The sequence below is a fragment of the Cellulosimicrobium sp. NPDC057127 genome (assembly GCF_042670945.1).
Taxonomy (GTDB): domain Bacteria; phylum Actinomycetota; class Actinomycetes; order Actinomycetales; family Cellulomonadaceae; genus Cellulosimicrobium.
On record NZ_JBHUUP010000003.1, the window covers coordinates 279,183 to 298,047 of the forward strand.

At 75.8% G+C, this 18,865-nt stretch carries 18 protein-coding genes and 1 pseudogene; 9 read left to right on the forward strand and 10 right to left on the reverse strand.

All coding sequences use genetic code 11. The annotated features are described in order from the left end of the window. Window positions 1–27 precede the first annotated feature (27 nt). Entirely contained in the window at window positions 28–1,572 is a 1,545-nt protein-coding gene (locus ACFTZA_RS04785; protein WP_378191329.1) for a lipase maturation factor family protein, read from the reverse strand. 77 nt (window positions 1,573–1,649) lie between these two features. Between ACFTZA_RS04785 and ACFTZA_RS04790 the strand changes: the two genes are divergently transcribed. Continuing rightward, the gene (locus ACFTZA_RS04790; RefSeq protein WP_378191331.1) at window positions 1,650–3,080 is read left to right on the forward strand and encodes a UTP--glucose-1-phosphate uridylyltransferase; all 1,431 of its coding nucleotides are present in this window, start codon (window positions 1,650–1,652) and stop codon (window positions 3,078–3,080) included. Between the two features lie 3 nt (window positions 3,081–3,083). Here the strand turns inward: ACFTZA_RS04790 and ACFTZA_RS04795 are convergent, their stop codons facing one another. Beyond that, window positions 3,084–3,734, reverse strand: coding sequence for a YigZ family protein (locus tag ACFTZA_RS04795; protein WP_378191333.1), 651 nt, complete (start codon window positions 3,732–3,734; stop codon window positions 3,084–3,086). 203 nt (window positions 3,735–3,937) lie between these two features. Here ACFTZA_RS04795 and ACFTZA_RS04800 point away from each other — a divergent pair. Next, window positions 3,938–4,330 (forward strand): annotated as a pseudogene (locus tag ACFTZA_RS04800) (tyrosine-type recombinase/integrase); the annotation flags it as partial. A 78-nt stretch (window positions 4,331–4,408) separates the two neighbouring features. On the opposite strand, the gene ACFTZA_RS04805 reads toward ACFTZA_RS04800, so the two are convergent. The 8 genes from ACFTZA_RS04805 to ACFTZA_RS04840 form a co-directional block, all read right to left on the reverse strand. Then, complete coding sequence (locus ACFTZA_RS04805; protein ID WP_378191335.1) at window positions 4,409–4,891, reverse strand: VOC family protein; 483 nt, start codon at window positions 4,889–4,891, stop codon at window positions 4,409–4,411. Window positions 4,892–5,092: 201 nt separating this feature from the next. Beyond that, entirely contained in the window at window positions 5,093–5,671 is a 579-nt protein-coding gene (locus ACFTZA_RS04810) for a Dps family protein (protein WP_378191337.1), read from the reverse strand. 132 nt (window positions 5,672–5,803) lie between these two features. Then, the gene (locus tag ACFTZA_RS04815; RefSeq protein WP_378191339.1) at window positions 5,804–6,361 is read right to left on the reverse strand and encodes a hypothetical protein; all 558 of its coding nucleotides are present in this window, start codon (window positions 6,359–6,361) and stop codon (window positions 5,804–5,806) included. Then, on the reverse strand, window positions 6,358–7,743 hold the full coding sequence (locus ACFTZA_RS04820; protein ID WP_378191341.1) for a DUF58 domain-containing protein: 1,386 nt from the start codon (window positions 7,741–7,743) through the stop codon (window positions 6,358–6,360). The genes ACFTZA_RS04815 and ACFTZA_RS04820 overlap by 4 nt, the downstream gene beginning before the upstream one ends. Next, window positions 7,740–8,753 carry an AAA family ATPase gene (locus ACFTZA_RS04825; RefSeq protein ID WP_378191342.1) on the reverse strand — a complete coding sequence of 338 codons (1,014 nt, stop codon included), beginning with the start codon at window positions 8,751–8,753 and terminating at the stop codon, window positions 7,740–7,742. The genes ACFTZA_RS04820 and ACFTZA_RS04825 overlap by 4 nt, the downstream gene beginning before the upstream one ends. Continuing rightward, a complete protein-coding gene (locus ACFTZA_RS04830; protein WP_378191343.1) occupies window positions 8,750–9,286 on the reverse strand; it encodes a hypothetical protein in 537 nt (178 codons plus the stop codon). Before ACFTZA_RS04830 ends, ACFTZA_RS04825 begins: the two co-directional genes overlap by 4 nt. Beyond that, window positions 9,283–10,014: a DUF4129 domain-containing protein gene (locus tag ACFTZA_RS04835; protein ID WP_378191345.1), complete on the reverse strand. Its 732-nt coding sequence runs from the start codon at window positions 10,012–10,014 to the stop codon at window positions 9,283–9,285. Before ACFTZA_RS04835 ends, ACFTZA_RS04830 begins: the two co-directional genes overlap by 4 nt. Continuing rightward, entirely contained in the window at window positions 10,011–11,174 is a 1,164-nt protein-coding gene (locus ACFTZA_RS04840) for a DUF3866 family protein (RefSeq protein WP_378191347.1), read from the reverse strand. The genes ACFTZA_RS04835 and ACFTZA_RS04840 overlap by 4 nt, the downstream gene beginning before the upstream one ends. Window positions 11,175–11,209: 35 nt before the next feature. Between ACFTZA_RS04840 and ACFTZA_RS04845 the strand changes: the two genes are divergently transcribed. From ACFTZA_RS04845 to ACFTZA_RS04875, 7 genes are all read left to right on the forward strand, one after another. Continuing rightward, window positions 11,210–12,253 carry a helix-turn-helix transcriptional regulator gene (locus ACFTZA_RS04845; protein WP_378191349.1) on the forward strand — a complete coding sequence of 348 codons (1,044 nt, stop codon included), beginning with the start codon at window positions 11,210–11,212 and terminating at the stop codon, window positions 12,251–12,253. Beyond that, window positions 12,246–13,223, forward strand: a complete 978-nt coding sequence (locus tag ACFTZA_RS04850; protein ID WP_378191351.1) for a helix-turn-helix transcriptional regulator — start codon at window positions 12,246–12,248, stop codon at window positions 13,221–13,223. The genes ACFTZA_RS04845 and ACFTZA_RS04850 overlap by 8 nt, the downstream gene beginning before the upstream one ends. A 39-nt stretch (window positions 13,224–13,262) precedes the next feature. Next, window positions 13,263–13,589, forward strand: coding sequence for a hypothetical protein (locus tag ACFTZA_RS04855; protein WP_378191353.1), 327 nt, complete (start codon window positions 13,263–13,265; stop codon window positions 13,587–13,589). Window positions 13,590–13,702: 113 nt separating this feature from the next. Continuing rightward, window positions 13,703–14,008 carry a Sec-independent protein translocase subunit TatA gene (gene tatA, locus ACFTZA_RS04860; RefSeq protein WP_378191355.1) on the forward strand — a complete coding sequence of 102 codons (306 nt, stop codon included), beginning with the start codon at window positions 13,703–13,705 and terminating at the stop codon, window positions 14,006–14,008. Window positions 14,009–14,011: 3 nt separating this feature from the next. After that, the gene (gene tatC / locus ACFTZA_RS04865) at window positions 14,012–14,788 is read left to right on the forward strand and encodes a twin-arginine translocase subunit TatC (RefSeq protein WP_378191357.1); all 777 of its coding nucleotides are present in this window, start codon (window positions 14,012–14,014) and stop codon (window positions 14,786–14,788) included. Between the two features lie 43 nt (window positions 14,789–14,831). Beyond that, window positions 14,832–15,875: a diacylglycerol/lipid kinase family protein gene (locus tag ACFTZA_RS04870; protein ID WP_378191359.1), complete on the forward strand. Its 1,044-nt coding sequence runs from the start codon at window positions 14,832–14,834 to the stop codon at window positions 15,873–15,875. A gap of 35 nt (window positions 15,876–15,910) precedes the next feature. After that, on the forward strand, window positions 15,911–18,838 hold the full coding sequence (locus ACFTZA_RS04875) for a DEAD/DEAH box helicase (RefSeq protein ID WP_378191361.1): 2,928 nt from the start codon (window positions 15,911–15,913) through the stop codon (window positions 18,836–18,838). Window positions 18,839–18,865: the final 27 nt, after the last annotated feature.

Genomic DNA, 18,865 nt, shown 5'->3' on the forward strand with positions numbered 1-18,865 from the left:
GCTCGCAGGAACACCGGTCGCGGCGGTTCACGCGTCGCGGCCGAGCAGCGCCCGCATGCGCGCGAGGTCGACCGGGTCCACCAGCACGGCCAGCTCGTGACGCACCCACCAGTCGCCCGTGCGGCGCCTTTCCTCGCGCGTCGTGAACCGGTACCGGAACAGCCGCGCGCGCACCCACCGCGGTGCGGGCCCCGCCGGGTCGTCGGCGAACGGGTCTCCGCGCAACAGCCGCAGCGTCGCCGCGTCGCCCTCGAGCAGGCGCAGCAGCAGCACCTCGAACCAGCCGACGCCCGGTGACCCCAGGGCCAGGAACCACATCTGCCAGTCGAGGCGCAGGTGGTACGGCGCGACCTGCGGCGGACGACGCCGGACGTCTCCCGGCTTCCCGCGGAACGCGTACTCGCGCCAGTCGTCCTGACCCGGCGACCGCGCCGTCGAGCCCTCCAGCACCACCTCGTCCCGGCGGCGCGAGACCGACCCGAACGCCCCGTAGGCGTTGACGAGCCGGAACGGCTCGAAGCTCGCGTTCATCAGCTGGCGGCGTGCGACGAGGTTGCGCCCCGGCCGCCAGCTCAGCACGAGCAGCAGCGCCGTCACCGCGACGACGACCACCACCTGGGCGACCGGCCCACCGAGCCCGCCCGCGCCGTCGGCAGCGGCGGCCGTCGCCGTGCCCGTCGGCACGCCGGGGCCGAGCCCGAACCAGCCGCCCACCACCGCCCACGACCCGTCGCTCACCAACGACAGCCCGAGCACGACCGTCAACCAGTTCAGCCACGCGAAGTTGCCCGTCACCACGAGCCACAGCTGCGTGAGCACGACGAGGGCCCCCGCCCAGCTCGCGACCGGCTGCGGCGCGAAGAACGCGAACGGCACCACGAGCTGCGTCACGTGGTTCCCCGCGACCTCGACCCGGTGCCACCACCGTGGCGCCCGGTGCGCGTGCCACGAGAACGGGCCGGGCAGCGGCTGCGTCTCGTGGTGGTAGTCCAGCGCCGACAGGTCGCGCCACACCCGGTCCCCGCGGATCTTGATCAGCCCCGCGCCCAGCTCGACCCGGAACAGGCACCACCGCGCCAGCACGAGCACGAGCACCGGCGGAGCGACCCCACCACCGGAGGACCCGAGGAAGGCGACGAGGAACGTCACCTCGCACAGCAGCGACTCCCAGCCGAACCCGTAGAACCGACCGCCCGCGTTCACCACCGACAGGTACGCCGCCCACAGCACGAGGAACGCCACCATCGGCAGCCACCACGGCCCGAGCTGCGGCACCCCCGCCACCAGCAGCGCTGCCAGCACCACGCCGCCCGCGCCCAGACCGACCACGAACCGGTCCGAGCACCGCCACCGCAGCACGCTCGGCCCGTCCCGCCAGGACGTGCGCCCGAGCAGCCGCACCGCGGGCGTCAACCCACGCTCGCCGAGCAGCACGGGCCACTGCCGCACCACCGCCCAGAACGCCACCACGAGGACCGCGGCCGTCCCGCGCTGCAGCACCTCGCGCGCGACGTCGTAGTCACCCGCCCAGAACCACGAGCCCAGCCACGTCACGAACCCCGAGCCCTCCATCCGCCCACCGTAGGCATGTGACCCGCGTCTCACCCGCCGCCCGGGCCGCCGCCCACGGCCGCCTCTAGCATCGGCACATGAGCAGCCCGTCGAGCCGCACCGGCCTCACCCAGTCGACCGACCGCATGCGCGACGCCGGGGTCGCCCCCGCCGCGATCGACGTCTTCACGCGCTTCTACCGGCTCCTCGAGTCCGGCGCGACCGGCATGGTCCCCGAGTCCGACGTCGACCCCCTCACCGACGTCGTGCGCCGCGAGGACCTCGACGTCCCCGCCGACGACGCGCGCGCCGCCCTCGAGCGCACAGCCGTCATCAAGCTCAACGGCGGCCTCGGCACCTCCATGGGCATGGACCGCGCCAAGTCGCTCCTCACCGTGCGCGACGCCGACCCCGACCGCGACCACGACGCACTCACCTTCCTCGACGTCATCGTCGCCCAGGTCCGCGCCGCCCGGCGCGCGACCGGCGCCCGCCTGCCCCTGCTGCTCATGAACAGCTTCCGCACGCAGACCGACACCCTCGCCGCCCTCGCACCCCACGACGACCTCGCGGTCGAGGGCCTCCCGCTCGACTTCCTCCAGAACCGCGAGCCCAAGCTCCTCGCCACCGACCTCACACCCGTCGACTGGCCCGCCGACCCCTCGCTCGAGTGGTGCCCGCCCGGCCACGGCGACCTCTACACCGCCCTGTACGCCTCCGGAGCCCTGCGCGCCCTCCTCGACGCCGGCTACCGCTACGCCAGCGTCTCCAACTCCGACAACCTCGGCGCCGCACCCGACGCCGCCATGGCCGGCTGGTTCGCCGCCAGCGGCGCACCCTTCGCCGCCGAGGTCGCCCGCCGCACACCCGCCGACCGCAAGGGCGGCCACCTCGTCGTCCGCCGCTCCGACGGCCGCCTCGTCCTGCGCGAGACCGCCCAGACCCCGAAGGACGACCAGGACGCCGCCGCCGACATCTCCCGCCACCGGTACTTCAACACCAACAACCTCTGGTTCGACCTCGAGGCGCTCGCGGCCGAGCTGGACCGGACCGGGGGAGTGCTCGAGCTGCCCCTCATCCGCAACACGAAGACGGTCGACCCGACGGACCCGTCGTCGCCCGAGGTGGTGCAGATCGAGTCCGCGATGGGCGCGGCCGTCGAGGTGTTCGACGGCGCCGTCGCCATCGAGGTGGGCCGCGACCGGTTCCTGCCCGTCAAGACGACGAACGACCTGCTCGTGCTCCGCTCGGACGTGTACGACCTCGACGACGAGTACCGGTTCGTCGCGCGCACCGACGCGCCGTTCGTCGACCTCGACGGCGCGCACTACAAGACGATCGCCGGGTTCGACGCCCGCTTCGCGGACGGCACGCCCTCCCTGCGGGGCGCCCGTTCGCTCACGGTCCGGGGGGACTGGACCTTCGGCTCGGGCGTCACCGTCGTCGACGACGCGGCGCTGGCCGACCCGGGCGGGTCGTCGCGCGTGCCCGACGGCGCGGTCGTGGGGCCGGACGGTGTCAGCGCCTGACGCTCAACGGCCGAGGTCGACCACGCGGTCCTCTCCGCGCACCGCGGCGAGCGCACCCGACGTCGCCGCCGCGAGGTCGGCGTCGAACCGGTCGAGCTCGTCCGGCGGGACGAGGAGCGTGAACCGCGCCTCGGCCTCGTACGCGACCCCGTCCAGCACGCCGTCGTGGGCCGTCGCCCAGTCCTGCAGGACTCCGTGCAGCCGGCCCGCCTCGGCGTGCGGCACGTCCACGGTCAGGCGGGTGCGCACGGCGCGCCGCACGAGCCGGGCGTCGTCGAGGGCCTCGCTCACCGCCGTCGAGTAGGCGCGCACGAGGCCACCGGCGCCGAGCAGCACGCCCCCGAAGTAGCGCGTGACCACGGCGACGACGTCCGTGACGTCGCGGTGGCGCAGCACCTCGAGCATGGGGACCCCTGCGGTGCCGGAGGGCTCGCCGTCGTCGGAGGAGCGCTGCCGGTCCGCGTGCGTGCCCACGACCAGCGCGACGCAGTGGTGCCGGGCGTCCCAGTGCTCCTTGCGGATCGCCGCCACGACGGCGTCGGCCTCCGTGACGTCGGCGACCGGGGCGAGGTGGGCGAGGAAACGGGACTTCTTGACCACGAGCTCGCGGTCCACCGGCGCCGCGATCGTCGAGGGGAGGGGCGTCGCGGGCACGGTTCGAGCGTAGACGTCATAAATAGTGTGCCAAGCGCTACACTCCGACCGTGACCTCCCGCGAAGCACCCCACCCCGGGCCCACGACGACGCCGACGGACGGACCGGCGGGCGCCCCGGCAGGGGGGCCTGCGCGGTACCCGCGCCCCACCGTCACCCTGGCCGAGGCGGAGTGGGTGTGGCGCACGCTCGCGACCGAGGCGATGACGCAGGCGGCCAAGCCGGAGACGGTCCGTCTCGCCGTCATCGCCGGGCTCACGCGGGCGACGGGCGCGCGCTACTCGGACCTCCTGCGCTGCACGGTCGACGCGATCGACCTCGGTCCCGGCGGTGCCCGGGCGGGGGAGGGGAGGGTCGTGCTGACGCACGGCAAGCACCGCACCGTGCGTGAGCACGTCCTGAGCGCGAGCGTCGTCGTGGTGCTGCGCCGCTGGATGGCGGTGCGCGAGGAGCTCGCGGCGGACCTCGAGGGCTCCGTGCCGCGCGCTCTGCTGCTCACGGTGCACCACACGCACGACAACGGCGTGACGGTCGCGAGCGGGCTGCCGATCACCAAGCAGGGCCTCGTGCTGTCGTGGCGGCGCTTCGTGCACCGGACCAACGCCCGCTACGGCGCCGTGCGCGCGCCGCTGCCCACGCGGTTCGAGCAGGTGCGGCGCGCGTGGGTCGAGGCGTCAGGTGCGGACGGTCCCGGCGGAGCCGTCGGGCCCGGCCTCGGTGCGGACGCCGGGCGGGACGCCCTCCTCGCCGCCGAGCTCCTGGAAGAGCGTGACGTGGAGTCCGGCGGGCGCGTCGAGGCGTGAGTTGAGCGAGCCCCAGGGCGTACGGGTCGGGGGAGCGACGAGCTCCGCGCCCGCGTCGACCAGGCGGTCGGTCGTCGCCGCGGCGTCGTCCACCTCGAACGCGACGCGCAGGTGGCCGGCGACCTGGCGCCCCACCTCGACGTCGTCGATGGCACGCTTGTGGGCCGGGTTCGCGATCTCCAGGGTGGCGTGGCCGACGTCGAGGATCGCCACCCGTTCGTCGTCGCCCTGGGCGTAGGCGGCGCGCTGGGGGAGGCCGAGGACGTCGCGGTAGAACGCCAGGGCGGCGTCGTAGTCCTCCGCCTCGACGACGAGCCGGAGCTGGCGGACGGGTTGCCGGGGCGAGATGGTCATGCGCCCGAACGTAGCCTCGTGTGCCGCTGATGTCAGGAGTGAGATAAATAGTGTGCCAAGCGCACAACCAGATCCTCGCCCTGACCCGACACCGCACCCACAGCCCAGGACAGGAGGACCTCGCACCACTGGGCCGACACGCCGACGGGCCGCCCCGCTGTCGCGGAGACGGCCCGTCCGGGAGGTGCGGGGTGCCGGAGCCTACACCTCGCGCCTCGCGGCGTCCTCCGCCTTGGAGGCGGCGCCGGTCTCGGTGGACTCGCCGGCGGTCGACAGGTCGCCGCCGGAGGACTCGAGGTGCGCGCGGACGAACCAGTGGAAGAGCTCGAGCTCGTGCAGGTGACCGATGAGGAGGTCGTTCGTGACGTCGTCGAGCTCCTCTGTGGCGGTCGCCGCCGCGCGGTGGTCCGTGATCACACCGACGTACACCTCGTCGAGGGCGCCGAGGTGCGCGATCGTCGAGGCGCGGCCGAGCGAGTAGTCCTCCCACGTGCGGCCGGCGACGATGGCACCGGGGGTGCCGAGCGGCGAGACGCCCAGGGTCGCGATCCGCTCGGCGATGGCGTCGACCATCGCGCGGACGGCGTCGACCTGCGGGTCGAGCATCTCGTGCACGGCGATGAAGTGCGGCCCGACGACGTTCCAGTGGATGTGCTTGAGCGTGAGCTGGAGGTCGTTCAGCGCGTGCAGGCGCTCCTGGAGGATCCCGGCGAGCTTCGCGCCCTCCTCGGGCGTGAGCGACGGGACGGTGTACTTCGGCAGGTCGGTGCGAGCAGCCATGTGGTGGCGCCTCCTCGTGTCGGTGCGCGCGCCGCGGGTGCGGCGGACGGGCGATCGGCTCCGTCGTCACCATCCTGGTGCGCCGCGGTGCGCTTCGCAGGTCGAGCGACGAGCACGCCCGACGGCGACCCGTCAGCGTCCGCGCAGCAGCACGACCGTGAGCGCGAGCAGGGCGGCGCCGCCGGCGGCCAGCACGACCGGGGACGTCGCGGTGCCGGCGACGAGGAGCAGCGCGACGCCTGCGAGCTGGACCGCGGTCTGGATCACCGCGAACCGCCGGACGTCGGGCAGCAGCGCTCGCACCTCGACGCGGGACCCGAGGGGTACGTGCGCGGCCCACCACGCGACGCGCAGCAGCAGGTGCGCGAGCAGCACGAGGACCAGGACCGCGGGCGAGAACGCCGTGGCCTGGCCCGCGAGCGCCAGGCCGCCGAGCACGACGAGCACGTGCGGGGCGGGCGGGGTGCAGAGCCAGGCGACGAGGGCTCCGGCTGCGGCGGCCACGGCCCAGCGTGTCGCGGCGTCGGTGTCCACGGGTGCGAGCGCGACGACGGCGTAGGCGGTGGCGACGACCAGCAGCACGAGGCGCACGGCGAGGCCGCCGGTGCTGCGGTGGGTGTCGACGTCGACGGTTGCCGGCCGGTGCGTCGTCCTGCCGCGGCGGTGCAGCCGCTCGGTGAGCACGTTCATCGAGCGTTCCTCGCGGTCGTGGTGGTGCGGCGGTCGCGGCTGCGCCGGCGTGCGGCGAGGTGGAGGGCCGTCGCGGGTCCGAGGGTGTCGTCGTGCGGTCGGTCGGGCTCCGTCGGGCCGACGCGTCCGTCGTGACGGCCGGGGAGGTGCGGGGTCCAGCGCACGACGTCCACGCCGGCACGGCGGAGCGTGGCGACGCGGTCCTCGCGTTCCCGTCGGGCGATGCGCCAGGCGACGGTGACGCGTGGTTCGGCGTCGGCGAGGGAGACGGGAGGGAGCGTGTCGACGACGACGACCACGTGGCCGGCGTCGTGCCACTGCCGCGCGAGGCGTGGGGCGCCGTCGTCCAGGAGGGTGGAGAAGACGTAGACGGCGGACCCGGCGGGGACCTGGGGGGCGCGCAGGCGTGCCGAGGGTTCGCCGACGGGCCGGGCGAGCGCGAGCCCGTGCAGGACGCGGCGCAGGTGTCGGCGTCCGCCGCCCGGGCGCACGGGGCGGTGCAGCCGGCCGAGGTCGTCGAGGGCGACGCGGTCGCCTGCGTCGAGCACGGTCTGCGCGACGGAGGCGGCGGCGTGCCGGGCGAGGTCGAGCGACGTCGGCTCGTCGTGGCGCGGTGCGCCGGCGCCCCACGTGGTCAGGTCGGACCCGACGTCGTCGCGCGAGTCGACCACGAGCACGACGGTGGCCTCCGCGGTGCCGTAGGTGCGGCGGACGTACAGGGTGTCGAGGTCGGGCGACCGGCGGGCGGTGGCGCGCCAGTCGACGCGGCGCGCGCTGTCCCCGGGTCCGAACGCGGCGACGTCGCGCAGCTCGCTGCCGTCGCCGGGACGGCGGGACGTGCGGGGGCCGGCGAGGCCGCGCAGCCGTGGCGAGCTCGGGAGGTCGCGCAGCGCCGCGGGGCGGGGCAGCACGAGCAGCGGGGCACCGGTGGTCGTGACGGGCCCGTGCTCCTGGACGCCCTCCACCCCGTACGCGAGAAGGTCGACGCGGAACGCCGGCAGTGCACCGGTGCGTGCGGACCGTGCGCGGACGCCGACGTCGCGCGCGCCGCCGGTGAGGTGGAGCACGCGCTCGGCCGTCTCCCCGCCGGGTGCGACGACGCGGACGCGGACGGTCTGCGCCCCCGCGGGGCCGTGGAGGTGCAGGCGGGCGCCGAGCGTGCCGGGCGGCGCGTCGGGGTCGTCGTGCACCTCGGCGGTGACGGGGGCCTCCGGGCGGTGGGTCCATCCCCAGGTGGCGCTGATCAGCGCCGGGACGCCGAGGAGGGCGACGTCGGCTCGGCCGAGGACGAGCCCGACGGCGAGCAGGAGGACGCCGGTGGCGGCGCCGGCCGCGAGCGCCGTGGTGGTGCCCCACGGGGTGGGTGGTGCGGGGGTGCTCATCCGGGGGTGCCGGTGCTGACGGTGGCGGGTCCGGGGACGGTGCTGAGGAGGGTGCGGACGACGGTCTCGGGGTGCAGGTCGGCGGCCCAGGCGGCGGGTGTGGGGGTGAGGCGGTGGGCGAGGACGGGGACGGCGACGCGCTTGACGTCCTCGGGGAGGACGTGGTCGCGGCCGTCGAGGACGGCGACGCTGCGGGCGAGGAGGGCGAGGTTCTGGGAGCCGCGGGGTGAGGCGCCGACCTCGAGGGCGTCGTGGGTGCGGGTGGCGGCGGCGAGGTCGACGCAGTAGCCGAGGACGTCGGGGTCGATGTCGACGGCTTCGACGCCGGCTTGCATGGCGAGGACGGTGGTGGGGTCGACGACCTGGTCGACGGTGGGTTCGTCGTGGCGGCGGGCGATGCGGCGGGCGAGGACGTCGCGTTCGTCGTCGCGGTGGGGGTAGCCGACGGAGAGTCGGACCATGAACCGGTCGAGCTGTGCTTCGGGGAGCGGGTAGGTGCCTTCGTACTCGACGGGGTTGGAGGTGGCGACGACGTGGAAGGGGCGGGGGAGGCGGTGGGTGCGTCCGTCGACGGTGACCTGGCGTTCGGCCATGGCTTCGAGGAGGGCTGACTGGGTCTTGGGTGCGGTGCGGTTGATCTCGTCGGCGAGGAAGAGGCCGGTGAAGACGGGGCCGGGCCGGTACTCGAAGGTGCGGGTGGCGGGGTCGAACACGGTGGAGCCGGTGATGTCGGAGGGCAGGAGGTCGGGGGTGCACTGGAGGCGGGCGAAGTCGAGGCCGAGGGCGCGGGCGAGGCTGCGGGCGGCGAGGGTCTTGGCGAGTCCGGGGACGTCCTCGAGGAGCACGTGGCCGCCGGCGAGGACGGTCGCGAGGGCGAGGGTGAGGGGTTCGCGCATGCCGACGACGGCGGTGGCGACCTCGTCGAGGATGCGACGGCCGTGCTGGGCGACGTCGGTGACGGGCAGGGGGTGCGCGTCTCGGGGGTCGTCGTGGCTCGGGCTCTGGGTCACCGGGTGGTCCCTTCGTGGGGTGGCTGGGTGGCGAGGCGTTCGACGGCGTCGATCCAGGTGTGGAGCTCGTGCTGCGTGGGGAGGCGGCCGTGGGTCGCGTGCGTGTGCAGGCCGTGGGCGACGTGGTGGCCGAGGAGCGGTGCGGCGCGTCGGGCGACGTCGGGGTCGGCGAGGTCGCCGGGGTTCCCGTGGTGTGCGAGGTGGCGTTCGGCGAGGTCGCGGACGCGGCGGGTGGCGCGGCCGTTGGCGCGGCCGTCCTTGCCGACGACGCCCCAGCCGAGCTCGGCGACGTCGCGGCGGGCGCCGTGGCGTTCGGGGTCGGGCAGGTCGGGCCAGGTGTGGTCGGGGGCGTTCGCGGTGCCGAACCACAGGAGGACGGCGCTGAGGCCGGCTGCGCCGAGGGCGAGGGCGTGCGCGGGGGAGGCGCCGACGGTGACGAGTCCTGCGGTGGCGAGCACGACGAGGGTCGCGGCCGGGGCGGCGCGGCGCACGGGTGCGGGCAGGTGGGTGCGGGCGGGCGGGCGACGGCTCATGCGTCGTCGCCCGTGGGGTGGTCGACGGCGGGGTCGACGGTGAGGTCGGCGGCCAGGCGGCGCAGCGCGTCGCGTGCGGCGTCGACGTCGGTGGTGGTGACGGCGGCGCGGGCGAACCGTGCGCGCTGGTACAGGCGGCGCAGGGTGGTGACGGCGTCGGGGTCGGCGGGGGTGCGGCCCAGGAGGGCGACGGTGAACTCGGTGGGCGTCTGGGCGGGGTCGCGGAGCGTCCCGGCGCGCGCTGCGGCGTCCTCGAGGGCGACCCAGGCGGCGACGACGGCGTCGCGCGGTGGGACGCGCGGGGTGAGGTGGCGTTCGGCGTGGTGGACGGCGTCGCGCAGCCGGGCGGTGGTGTCGTCGGGTGCGTGCACGGCGGTGCCGGGGGCGGTGGTGGCGGGAGCGGCGCCCTGGGTGCCGCGGCGCGCGGCGGTGACGAGGGCGCGGGTGAGGAGCAGCACGAGGACGAGGAGGCCGAGGCCGGTGAGGGCGAGCAGGACGTCACCGATGCCGACGCCGCCGGGGTCGGTCGGGGCGAGCGTCTCCGTCGGGGCGGTGGTGGCGACGACGGGCTCGGGCGGGGGGAGGGGGTCGGTGGGGCTGGTGAGGCGCCCGAGCCAGCCGGGAGTGCTCCACGTCCAGGGGGGTGCGGTCGCGGCGGCGGCGAGGACCGCGGTGGTGAGGGCGACGACGAGGACGAGCCGTCGCCGTGCCCCCTGGTCCGTGGTCATGCCCGGGCGAGGCGCTCGGCGTGGACGCCGGCGGCGGCGGCCGTGAGGAACGCGGCGGGGTCGTCGTCGAGCCCACGGCCCATGGTCGACAGGCGCACGGGCGCGGCGCGCAGCGCGTCCAGCAGGGACGCGTCGACGGGGACGTCGACACGGTGGTGGCGCCCGGTGGGCGTGGTGAGGGCGGAGGCCTGCCGGTCGACGAGGTCCGTGAGGGCCGTGCCCCACCCCGGGAGGGCCTCGACGTCGGGCACCGGCTGTGGGGCGACGACGTCCGCGGCGGTGAGGGCGACGCGCCCGTACGCCGTCAGGGAGTGGTGGGACACGCCGCGGTGGCGGTCGCGCGGGTCGGCGCCGGAGACGCGCAGGGACGCGACGGGGCGGCCGCGCAGGACGGCGGCCGCGTTGAGGGCCTCGCCCGCGGCGACGCCGGAGTAGCCCCACCGGGTGCCCGTGCCGAGGTTGCCGGGCCCCTGGGCGACGACCACGAGGTCCGCACCGAGGACGTGGCGCGCGGCGAGGAGGCCGGTGTGCACGGTGACCGCCTCGAGGTCGCCGCCGAACGCCTGGCCGACGGTGACGCACGCGTCGACCCAGCCGGTCTCCCGCAGGGTCGCGACGGTCCGGGAGAACGCGGCGGGCAGGGCGCCCCCGTCGGTCATGACGTACGCGACACGGGGCGCGGGACGGCCCGCGAGCGCCGCGGCGTGGCGGGCGCCGGCGACGACGGCGGGCAGGGCGGAGTGGAGGTCGGCGACGACGACGGGCAGGCCGTGGAGGTCGTCGGCGTAGCGCAGGGTGTCGTGGTGGGGGGACTCCTGCTCGTCGACGCCGAGGACGAGGGCCTGCAGGGGGGTGTAGCGGGCCTTGACGAGGTGGCCGGGTCCGGGGGCGGGGTCGGGAGGCAGGGGTGTGCCGGGGGCGGCGGGGCCGACGACGAGGGCGTAGCCGCCGGTGCCGAGGCCGCGGGCGAGCGCGGAGACGTTGAGCAGGACGCCGTCTCCGGGGGCGGGGGTGCCGACGAGTTCGGTGTAGGCGAGGGCGCGCACGGTGGTGTCGTCGGTGCGTCCGGGCAGGGGTTCGTGGAGGTCGACGGTGAGCTCCTGCGCGCCGGGCCAGGCCCGTCCGTCCGACACCACTGTCCCGGTCCGCCACGTGATCACGCCGCTCACCCTATCGAGCGCTAGCGTGGTGCCCGATGTCCGAAGCCCTGTCCTCCCGTAGCGCGTCGCAGGTGGCGCCGTCGAACCCTGCTGCCCGGTTGCTGAACCTCGTCATCGCGCTGGTGAACACGAACGCGTCGATGACGAAGCAGCAGATCCGCAGGAGCGTGGCGGGGTATGGCGACGCGCCGTCGCCGGACGCGTTCGAGCGCATGTTCGAGCGGGACAAGGACACGTTGCGGGACCTGGGGATCCCGATCGTCACGGTCGACGCGGGCGGGCACGCGGACGAGGTGGGGTACCGCATCGACCAGGACGCGTACGCGTTGCCGCCGGTGGACCTGACGCCCGCGGAGCTGGGGGTGCTGGCGCTGGCGGCGCAGTTCTGGCAGGACAAGACGTTGCGGACGGACATCTCGCGGGCGTTGACGAAGCTGCGTGCGGCCGGTGCGGGGGAGACCGCGATGGACGCGGTGACGGGTCTGGTGCCGCGGGTGCGGGCGGTGGGTGACGCGTACGGGCCGCTGCTGGACGCGATCTCGGAGCGGCGGGTGGTGTCGTTCACGTACCGGGCGGCGAGCACGGGCGAGGTGCGCCCGCGCCGGGTGCAGCCGTGGCGGATCGCGGCGCGGCGGGGCGGGTGGTACCTGGTGGGGTTCGACGTGGACCGGCAGGCGCCGCGGTCGTACCGGTTGAGCCGGGTGGAGGGGCGTGTGCGGGCGACGGGTCCGCGGGACGCGTTCGAGGTGCCGGTCGACGTGGACGTGGACGCGTTCCTGGGCGGGCGGGGCGCGGCCGGGGTGGCGCGCCTGGCGGTCGTGCCCGAGCGGGCGGCGGCGCTGCGGGCGCGCGGCACGGTCGTGGGCTCGGTGCCGGCGGGGGCGGCGGCCGGGTCGAGCGGTGCGGGGCGCGACGTGCTCGAGGTCCCGTTCTCGGTGCGGGCCGCTCTCGCGGAGGAGGTCGTCGGGTACGGCGACGCGGTGCTCGTGCTGGGACCGCCGGAGCTGCGCGACGTCGTGGTGCGGCGTCTGCGGGAGGCCGCCGCGGTCGGCGGGGCGGGGGAGGAGGGCCGTGGCTGAGCGTGCGGACGACCGGCTGGTGCGCCTGCTGGGCATCGTCGCCTACCTCGACGGCGCGGGACCGGTGCCGGTGGACGAGCTCGCCCGCCACTTCGGCGTCAGCGAGCGCCAGGTCCTCGACGACGTCGACGCCCTGTGGGTGTCGGGCACGCCGGGGTACTGGCCGGACGACCTCATCGACTTCGACGCCGACTCGATCGAGCGGGGCGTGGTGCGCCTGACGGAGGCGCGCGGCATGACGCGGCCCCTGCGGCTGGGCACCCGGGAGGCGGTCGCGCTCGTCGCGGCGCTGCGGGCCATGCGGGAGACGGCGGCGGTGCAGGCCGACCCGGGCCGGGCGGGGGTCGTGGAGTCGGCGCTGCGCAAGCTCACCGACGCCACCGGCGAGGCGGCGGCCGCGCTTGACGTGCGCCTGGCGCCCGAGGGCGACCCGCGCGTCGTCGCGGCGATCTCGAGCGCCCTGGCGGCCGGGCACCGCCTGCGCATCCGGTACGTCACCGCCGTGGACGAGGAGTCCGTGCGGGAGGTCGACCCCGTGAGCCTGCACACCCAGGACGAGCACGCGTACCTGCTCGCGTGGTGCCACCGCTCCCAGGGGCGGCGCACGTTCCGCGTCGACCGCGTCCTGGACGCGGTCGAGCTCGGCGTCCCCGTCGAGGGGCACGACGTCGACCCCGACGTCGACTTCGCCCCGGCCGGGGACGCGCCGACGGCCACGATCGTGCTCGCGAGCCCGGCGCGCGCCGTCGCGGAGCAGGTGCCGGTCGAGTCGGTGCGGGACCTGCCGGACGGGTCGTTCGAGGTACGGCTGCGCGTGACCAACCCGGTGTGGCTGCGCCGCCTGCTGCTCGCGCGCGCCCCTCACGTGCTGTCCGTCGAGCCCGCGTCCGTCGCCGACGACGTCCGCGAGGTCGCGAGGGCCGCGCTCGCCGCCTACGCCGACCTGCCCGCCGACCTCCCGGACGCGTGACCCCGCGCCCGCAGCGCCGGAGTCGCTAGGGTGAGCGGCATGTGGTTCTGGGTGTGGACGCTCCTCGTCGCCGGCACGCTCGTGGGCGCGTTCCTCCTCGGCCGGCGCCTGTGGCGCTCGGTGCGCGAGCTCGGCCGCGAGCTGTCGCGCGCGTCGCAGGTCGCGAGCGAGCTCGGCGCGAAGGCCGAGGAGCTCTCCCGCCGCCTCGAGGCCCAGCAGCCGTCGACCGCACCCACCCTGTTCGACGACCCCGTCGAGCTGCGCCACCGCGTCCACGCGCTGCGCGCCGACCACGCCGACCGCCGCGACGAGCGGCGCCGCCGCGACGAGCAGGTGTGGGCCCGGTGGCGCCGGTTCAACGCCTGACCCGCCCGCACGCGCCGAGGCCGCACCCGACGTCCCCACCGCGCCCGGGCGGTCACCTATGATGGGGTGAGAACACCGTCGTCACTGTCGCCAACGAGTAGTAGGTTCCCCTCGTGAACATCCTCCGTCACCCCGCGACGATCGTCGTGCTCATCCTCCTGGTCGTGCTGCTGTTCGGCTCGCGCCGCCTGCCGGACCTCGCACGCAGCGTCGGGCAGTCGCTCAAGATCTTCAAGAAGGAGGTCAAGGAGCTGCGCGACGACGACGACACCCCTCAGAACGGGACGACCAGCTCCACCACGGCGACCGGGACCACCAGCGGCACCACGGCGACAGGCAGCGCCACGACCGGTGGCGCCACGAACGTGTCGGGGAGCACGGCGTCGTCCACCCAGGACGGCACCGGCCCGAAGGTCTAGTCGGTGTCACGCTCGTCCCGTGACCCCGAGGGACGGATGCCGCTGCGCGAGCACCTCGTCGAGGTCCGCAAGCGCCTCGTCCTGTCGGCGATCGGCATCGTGCTCGGCGCCGTCGTCGGGTGGATCGTCTACGACAGCGTCTTCACCGTCCTGCAGGAGCCGCTCCTCGAGGCCGCGGCACGCCGCGACGCGCTGATCGGCCTCAACTTCGACGGGGTCGCCACCGCCGTCGACATGAAGGTCAAGGTCTCCCTCTTCCTCGGGGTGCTGCTGTCGAGCCCGTGGTGGCTCTACCAGCTGTTCGCGTTCATCACCCCGGGCCTGACCAGCGTCGAGAAGCGCTACGCGTTCGGCTTCATCGCGGCCGCGGTGCCGCTCTTCCTCGCCGGCATCGCCCTCGCCTGGTACCTGCTGCCGCGCGCCGTCGCGCTGCTCAACGAGTTCGTCCCCGCCGGCACGTCCAACCTCATCGGCGCCCAGATGTACCTCGGGTTCGTCATGCGGCTCATGCTCGCGTTCGGCATCGCGTTCCTCGTCCCCGTCATCATGGTCGCGCTCAACATGATGGGCGTCGTGCGCGCCTCCACCTGGATCGCGGGGTGGCGCTGGGCCGTCCTCGTGTCGTTCCTGTTCGCCGCGATCATGACGCCCACCCCGGACGTGCTCACCATGTTCTGGGTCGCGCTGCCCATCTGCGCGCTCTACTTCGCCGCCTACGGACTGTCGGTCCTGCACGACCGCCGCGTCGACAAGCGCGACGCCGCACGGCTCGCCTTGTGACCGCCGCGCCCCCCGCGCGCCCACCGCGGCGCGTGGACCTCCCGTGAGCACCGTCGGGCTCGTCGTCAACCCCACCGCAGGCCACGGGCGTGGCGCCGCCGCCGGCGGACGCACCGCCGACGCCCTGCACGCCGCCGGGCACGACGTCCTGCACCTCGGCGCCCCCAGCCACCCCCTCGCCCAGGAGGCCGCCGACGCCGCCGTGCGCGGCGGGAGCGTCGACGCCCTCGTCGTCGTCGGCGGCGACGGCATGGTCCACCTCGGCGTCAACGCCGTCACCGGCACCGGGGTCCCGCTCGGCGTCGTCGCCGTCGGCACCGGCAACGACTTCGCCCACGCCGCCGGCCTGCCCACCGGCGCCGCCACCCCGTGCGTCGACGCCCTCCTCGACGCCGTCACCCGCTCCCGCGTGCGACACCTCGACGCCGTCCGCGTCACCGGACCCCACCTGCCCGCGCCCCGCTGGTACGCCGGCGTGCTGTCCGCGGGCGTCGACGCCGCCGTCAACGCCCACGCCAACGCCGCCGCCTGGCCCCGCGGCCGCGCCCGCTACGCCCGCTCCGCGCTGCGCGAGATCGCCCGCTACCGCCCCTACGGGTACCGCGTCACCCTCCACGGCGCGACCGCCCCCGACGGCGACCCCCCGCCCGACGTCGTCGCCGGCGTCCCCCTGCAGGCCGAGGACGCGCCCACGCCCGGACCCGGCACCGCACCCCTCGTGTGGCAGTCCCCGGGCGCGCTCGTCGCCGTCGCCAACGGCCCCCGCATCGGCGGCGGCATCCGCATCGCCCCCGACGCCGCACTCGACGACGGCCTGCTCGACGTCGTCCTCGCCGGCCCCCTCACCCGGTGGCACGCGGCCACCACCTTCCCCGGCATGTACGCCGGGCGGCACCTGCACCGTCCCGGCGTCGGCACCCTGCGCGCCCGCGCCGTGACGATCGAGGCCACCGACGCCGGCGCACCGCCACCGCACGCCTTCGCCGACGGCGAGCACCTCGGCCCCATGCCGCTGCGCGCCGAGGTGGTCCCCGGCGCCCTCACCGTGCTCCACCCCGACGGCAACCCCGGCGGCGCGGCGCGCTGACCGGCGAGGCGGGCCACGAAACGTAGGCTGACCCCATGACGGCCGCCGACACGCCCGCCGACTCGCCCGCCGCCAGGTACGCGGCGTCCCGCGCCCGCCAGGCCGCGACCCGCACCCGCCTCGCCGAGTTCCGCCGCGTCCTGGACTTCCCCCTCGACGACTTCCAGGAACGCGCCTGCCAGGCCCTGGAGGAAGGACGCGGCGTCCTCGTCGCCGCCCCCACCGGCGCCGGCAAGACCGTCGTCGGCGAGTTCGCCGTCCACCTCGCCCTCGCCACCGGCCGCAAGGCGTTCTACACCACCCCCATCAAGGCGCTGTCCAACCAGAAGTACGCCGACCTCGCGCGCCGCCACGGCGCCGACCACGTCGGCCTCCTCACCGGCGACACCTCCATCAACGCCGACGCGCCCGTCGTCGTCATGACGACCGAGGTGCTGCGCAACATGCTCTACGGCGGCTCCACCGCGCTCGACGGCCTCGGGTACGTCGTCATGGACGAGGTGCACTACCTCGCCGACCGCTTCCGCGGACCGGTGTGGGAAGAGGTCATCATCCACCTGTCCGACGACGTCCAGCTCGTGTCCCTGTCCGCGACCGTGTCGAACGCCGAGGAGTTCGGCGACTGGCTCGAGATGGTCCGCGGCGACACCACCGTCGTCGTCAGCGAGCGCCGCCCCGTCCCGCTGTGGCAGCACGTCCTCGTCGCGGCCGGCGGGTCCCGCGCGGAGCGCGAGCCCGGCCGCCCGGGCCTGGGTGCCGAGCTGCTCGACCTGTACGCCGGGCACGTCGACCCCACCGACCCGGGCGTGAACCCGCCCATCAACCCGGACCTGCTGGCCGCGTTCCGCGCCGCGCCACGCACGGGCACGTCCGGTCCGGGCGGGCGGGGACGCGGCCCGGGCGACCGGGGGTACCGCGGCCGGGGCGGGCGCCGCCCGGGGCCGGACCGGTCGGGGTTCTCCCGCCGCACGCCGTCCCGGTTCTCCGTGGTGGACGCCCTCGACGCCGACGGGCTGCTGCCCGCGATCTACTTCATCTTCTCGCGCGCCGGGTGCGAGGGCGCCGTGACGCAGTGCCTGACGGCAGGGCTGCGCCTGACGACGCCCGAGGAGGAGGCGGAGATCCGGCGGGTCGCGGAGGAGCGCACCGCCGCGATCCCGTCCGAGGACCTCGACGTGCTCGGGTACTGGACGTGGAGCGAGTCGCTGGCGCGGGGCGTCGCCGCGCACCACGCCGGGATGCTGCCGGTGTTCAAGGAGACCGTCGAGGAGCTGTTCTGCCGGGGCCTGATCAAGGCCGTGTTCGCCACGGAGACCCTCGCGCTGGGCATCAACATGCCCGCGCGGTCCGTCGTGCTCGAGCGGCTCGTGAAGTGGGACGGGTCCGCGCACGTCGACGTCACCCCCGGGGAGTACACCCAGCTCACCGGGCGTGCCGGGCGGCGCGGCATCGACGTCGAGGGGCACGCCGTCGTCGTGGACCACGCCGGCCTCGACCCGGTGCACCTCGCCGGCCTGGCGTCCAAGCGCCTGTACCCGCTGCGCTCGAGCTTCCGGCCCACGTACAACATGGCGGTCAACCTCGTCGCGCAGGTGGGGCGCGAGCGGGCGCGCGACGTGCTGGAGACGTCGTTCGCGCAGTTCCAGGCCGACCGCGGCGTCGTCGGGCTCGCGAAGCAGGCGCAGGCGCACGCCGAGGCCCTCGAGGGGTACGCGCAGGCCATGACGTGCGACCTGGGCGACTTCGGCGAGTACGCCGCCCTGCGCCGCCGCATCGCGAACCGCGAGGCCGACCTGTCCCGCGCGGCGAGCCGGTCGCGGCGCGCCGAGACGGTGGCGGCGTTCGAGCGGCTGCGGCCCGGCGACGTCGTCGAGGTGCCGTCCGGGCGCCGCGCCGGGTACGTCGTCGTGCTGGACCCGGGGGAGGGCGCCGGGTTCGACGGCCCCCGCCCGACCGTGCTCACGCAGGACCGCGCCGTGAAGAAGCTCACCGTGGCCGACGCGCCCGGCGGGGTGCGCACGGTCGCGCGCGTCCGGATCCCCAAGACGTTCAACCCGCGCGTGCCCGCCCACCGGCGCGACCTCGCGTCGTCGTTGCGCAACGCGCTCGGCGCGCTCGAGGAGCCGGGCACGCGCCCCGGCCGGGGGCCGCGCGGCCGGTCCGCGGCCGCCGACGACGCCGAGCTCGCGCGCCTGCGCGCGCAGCTGCGCGCCCACCCCTGCCACGGCTGCCCCGACCGGGAGGACCACGCCCGGTGGGCCGAGCGGTGGCAGCGGCTGAAGAAGGAGCACGACCGGCTCGTGGGCCGCGTCGAGGGCCGCACCGGGTCGATCGCGAAGCTGTTCGACCGCACGTGCGACGTCCTGCTCACCCTCGGCTACCTCGAGCACCCCGCCGACGACGGCTCCGAGGGCGGGGCCGGCAGGGCCGGCGGCGACGGCACGGAGCTGCGCGTCACGGACGACGGGCGGTGGCTGCGCCGCCTGTACGCGGAGAACGACCTGCTGCTCGCCGAGTGCCTGCGCCGCGGCGTGTGGGACGACCTCGACGCCCCCGCGCTGGCCGCCGTGGTGTCCACGTGCGTGTACTCCGGGCGCCGCGACGACCCGGCCGAGCCGTACGTGCCCGGCGGCCCGCACGGGCTGCTCGCGCGCGCGCTCGACGCGACGGTGCGCGTGTGGTCCGAGGTGGACGACCTCGAGAGCGAGCACCGTCTCGACGCCACCGGGGAGCTCGACCTGGGCCTGGTGGCCGCCGTGCACCGCTGGGCCGTGGGACGCAGCCTCGACGCCGTGCTGCGCGGCTCGGAGATCGCCGCCGGCGACTTCGTGCGCTGGTGCAAGCAGGTCATCGACGTGCTCGACCAGCTCGCGACCGCCGCCCCCACCCCGGCGCTGCGCCGCACGGCGAACCAGGCGATCGACCGGCTGCGCCGCGGCGTCGTCGCATACTCCAGCCTCTGAGGAATGGACCGGGCGCGGCGGTACGAA

Excerpts from the sequence above, each read along its gene's own strand:
- ACFTZA_RS04785 (WP_378191329.1), bottom strand. The coding sequence starts at position 1,572 with ATGGAGGGCTCGGGGTTCGTGACGTGGCTGGGCTCGTGGTTCTGGGCG.
- ACFTZA_RS04790 (WP_378191331.1), top strand. The coding sequence starts at position 1,650 with ATGAGCAGCCCGTCGAGCCGCACCGGCCTCACCCAGTCGACCGACCGC.
- ACFTZA_RS04805 (WP_378191335.1), bottom strand. The coding sequence starts at position 4,891 with ATGACCATCTCGCCCCGGCAACCCGTCCGCCAGCTCCGGCTCGTCGTC.
- ACFTZA_RS04810 (WP_378191337.1), bottom strand. The coding sequence starts at position 5,671 with ATGGCTGCTCGCACCGACCTGCCGAAGTACACCGTCCCGTCGCTCACG.
- ACFTZA_RS04815 (WP_378191339.1), bottom strand. The coding sequence starts at position 6,361 with ATGAACGTGCTCACCGAGCGGCTGCACCGCCGCGGCAGGACGACGCAC.
- ACFTZA_RS04820 (WP_378191341.1), bottom strand. The coding sequence starts at position 7,743 with ATGAGCACCCCCGCACCACCCACCCCGTGGGGCACCACCACGGCGCTC.
- ACFTZA_RS04830 (WP_378191343.1), bottom strand. The coding sequence starts at position 9,286 with ATGAGCCGTCGCCCGCCCGCCCGCACCCACCTGCCCGCACCCGTGCGC.
- ACFTZA_RS04835 (WP_378191345.1), bottom strand. The coding sequence starts at position 10,014 with ATGACCACGGACCAGGGGGCACGGCGACGGCTCGTCCTCGTCGTCGCC.
- ACFTZA_RS04845 (WP_378191349.1), top strand. The coding sequence starts at position 11,210 with ATGTCCGAAGCCCTGTCCTCCCGTAGCGCGTCGCAGGTGGCGCCGTCG.
- ACFTZA_RS04855 (WP_378191353.1), top strand. The coding sequence starts at position 13,263 with ATGTGGTTCTGGGTGTGGACGCTCCTCGTCGCCGGCACGCTCGTGGGC.
- ACFTZA_RS04875 (WP_378191361.1), top strand. The coding sequence starts at position 15,911 with ATGACGGCCGCCGACACGCCCGCCGACTCGCCCGCCGCCAGGTACGCG.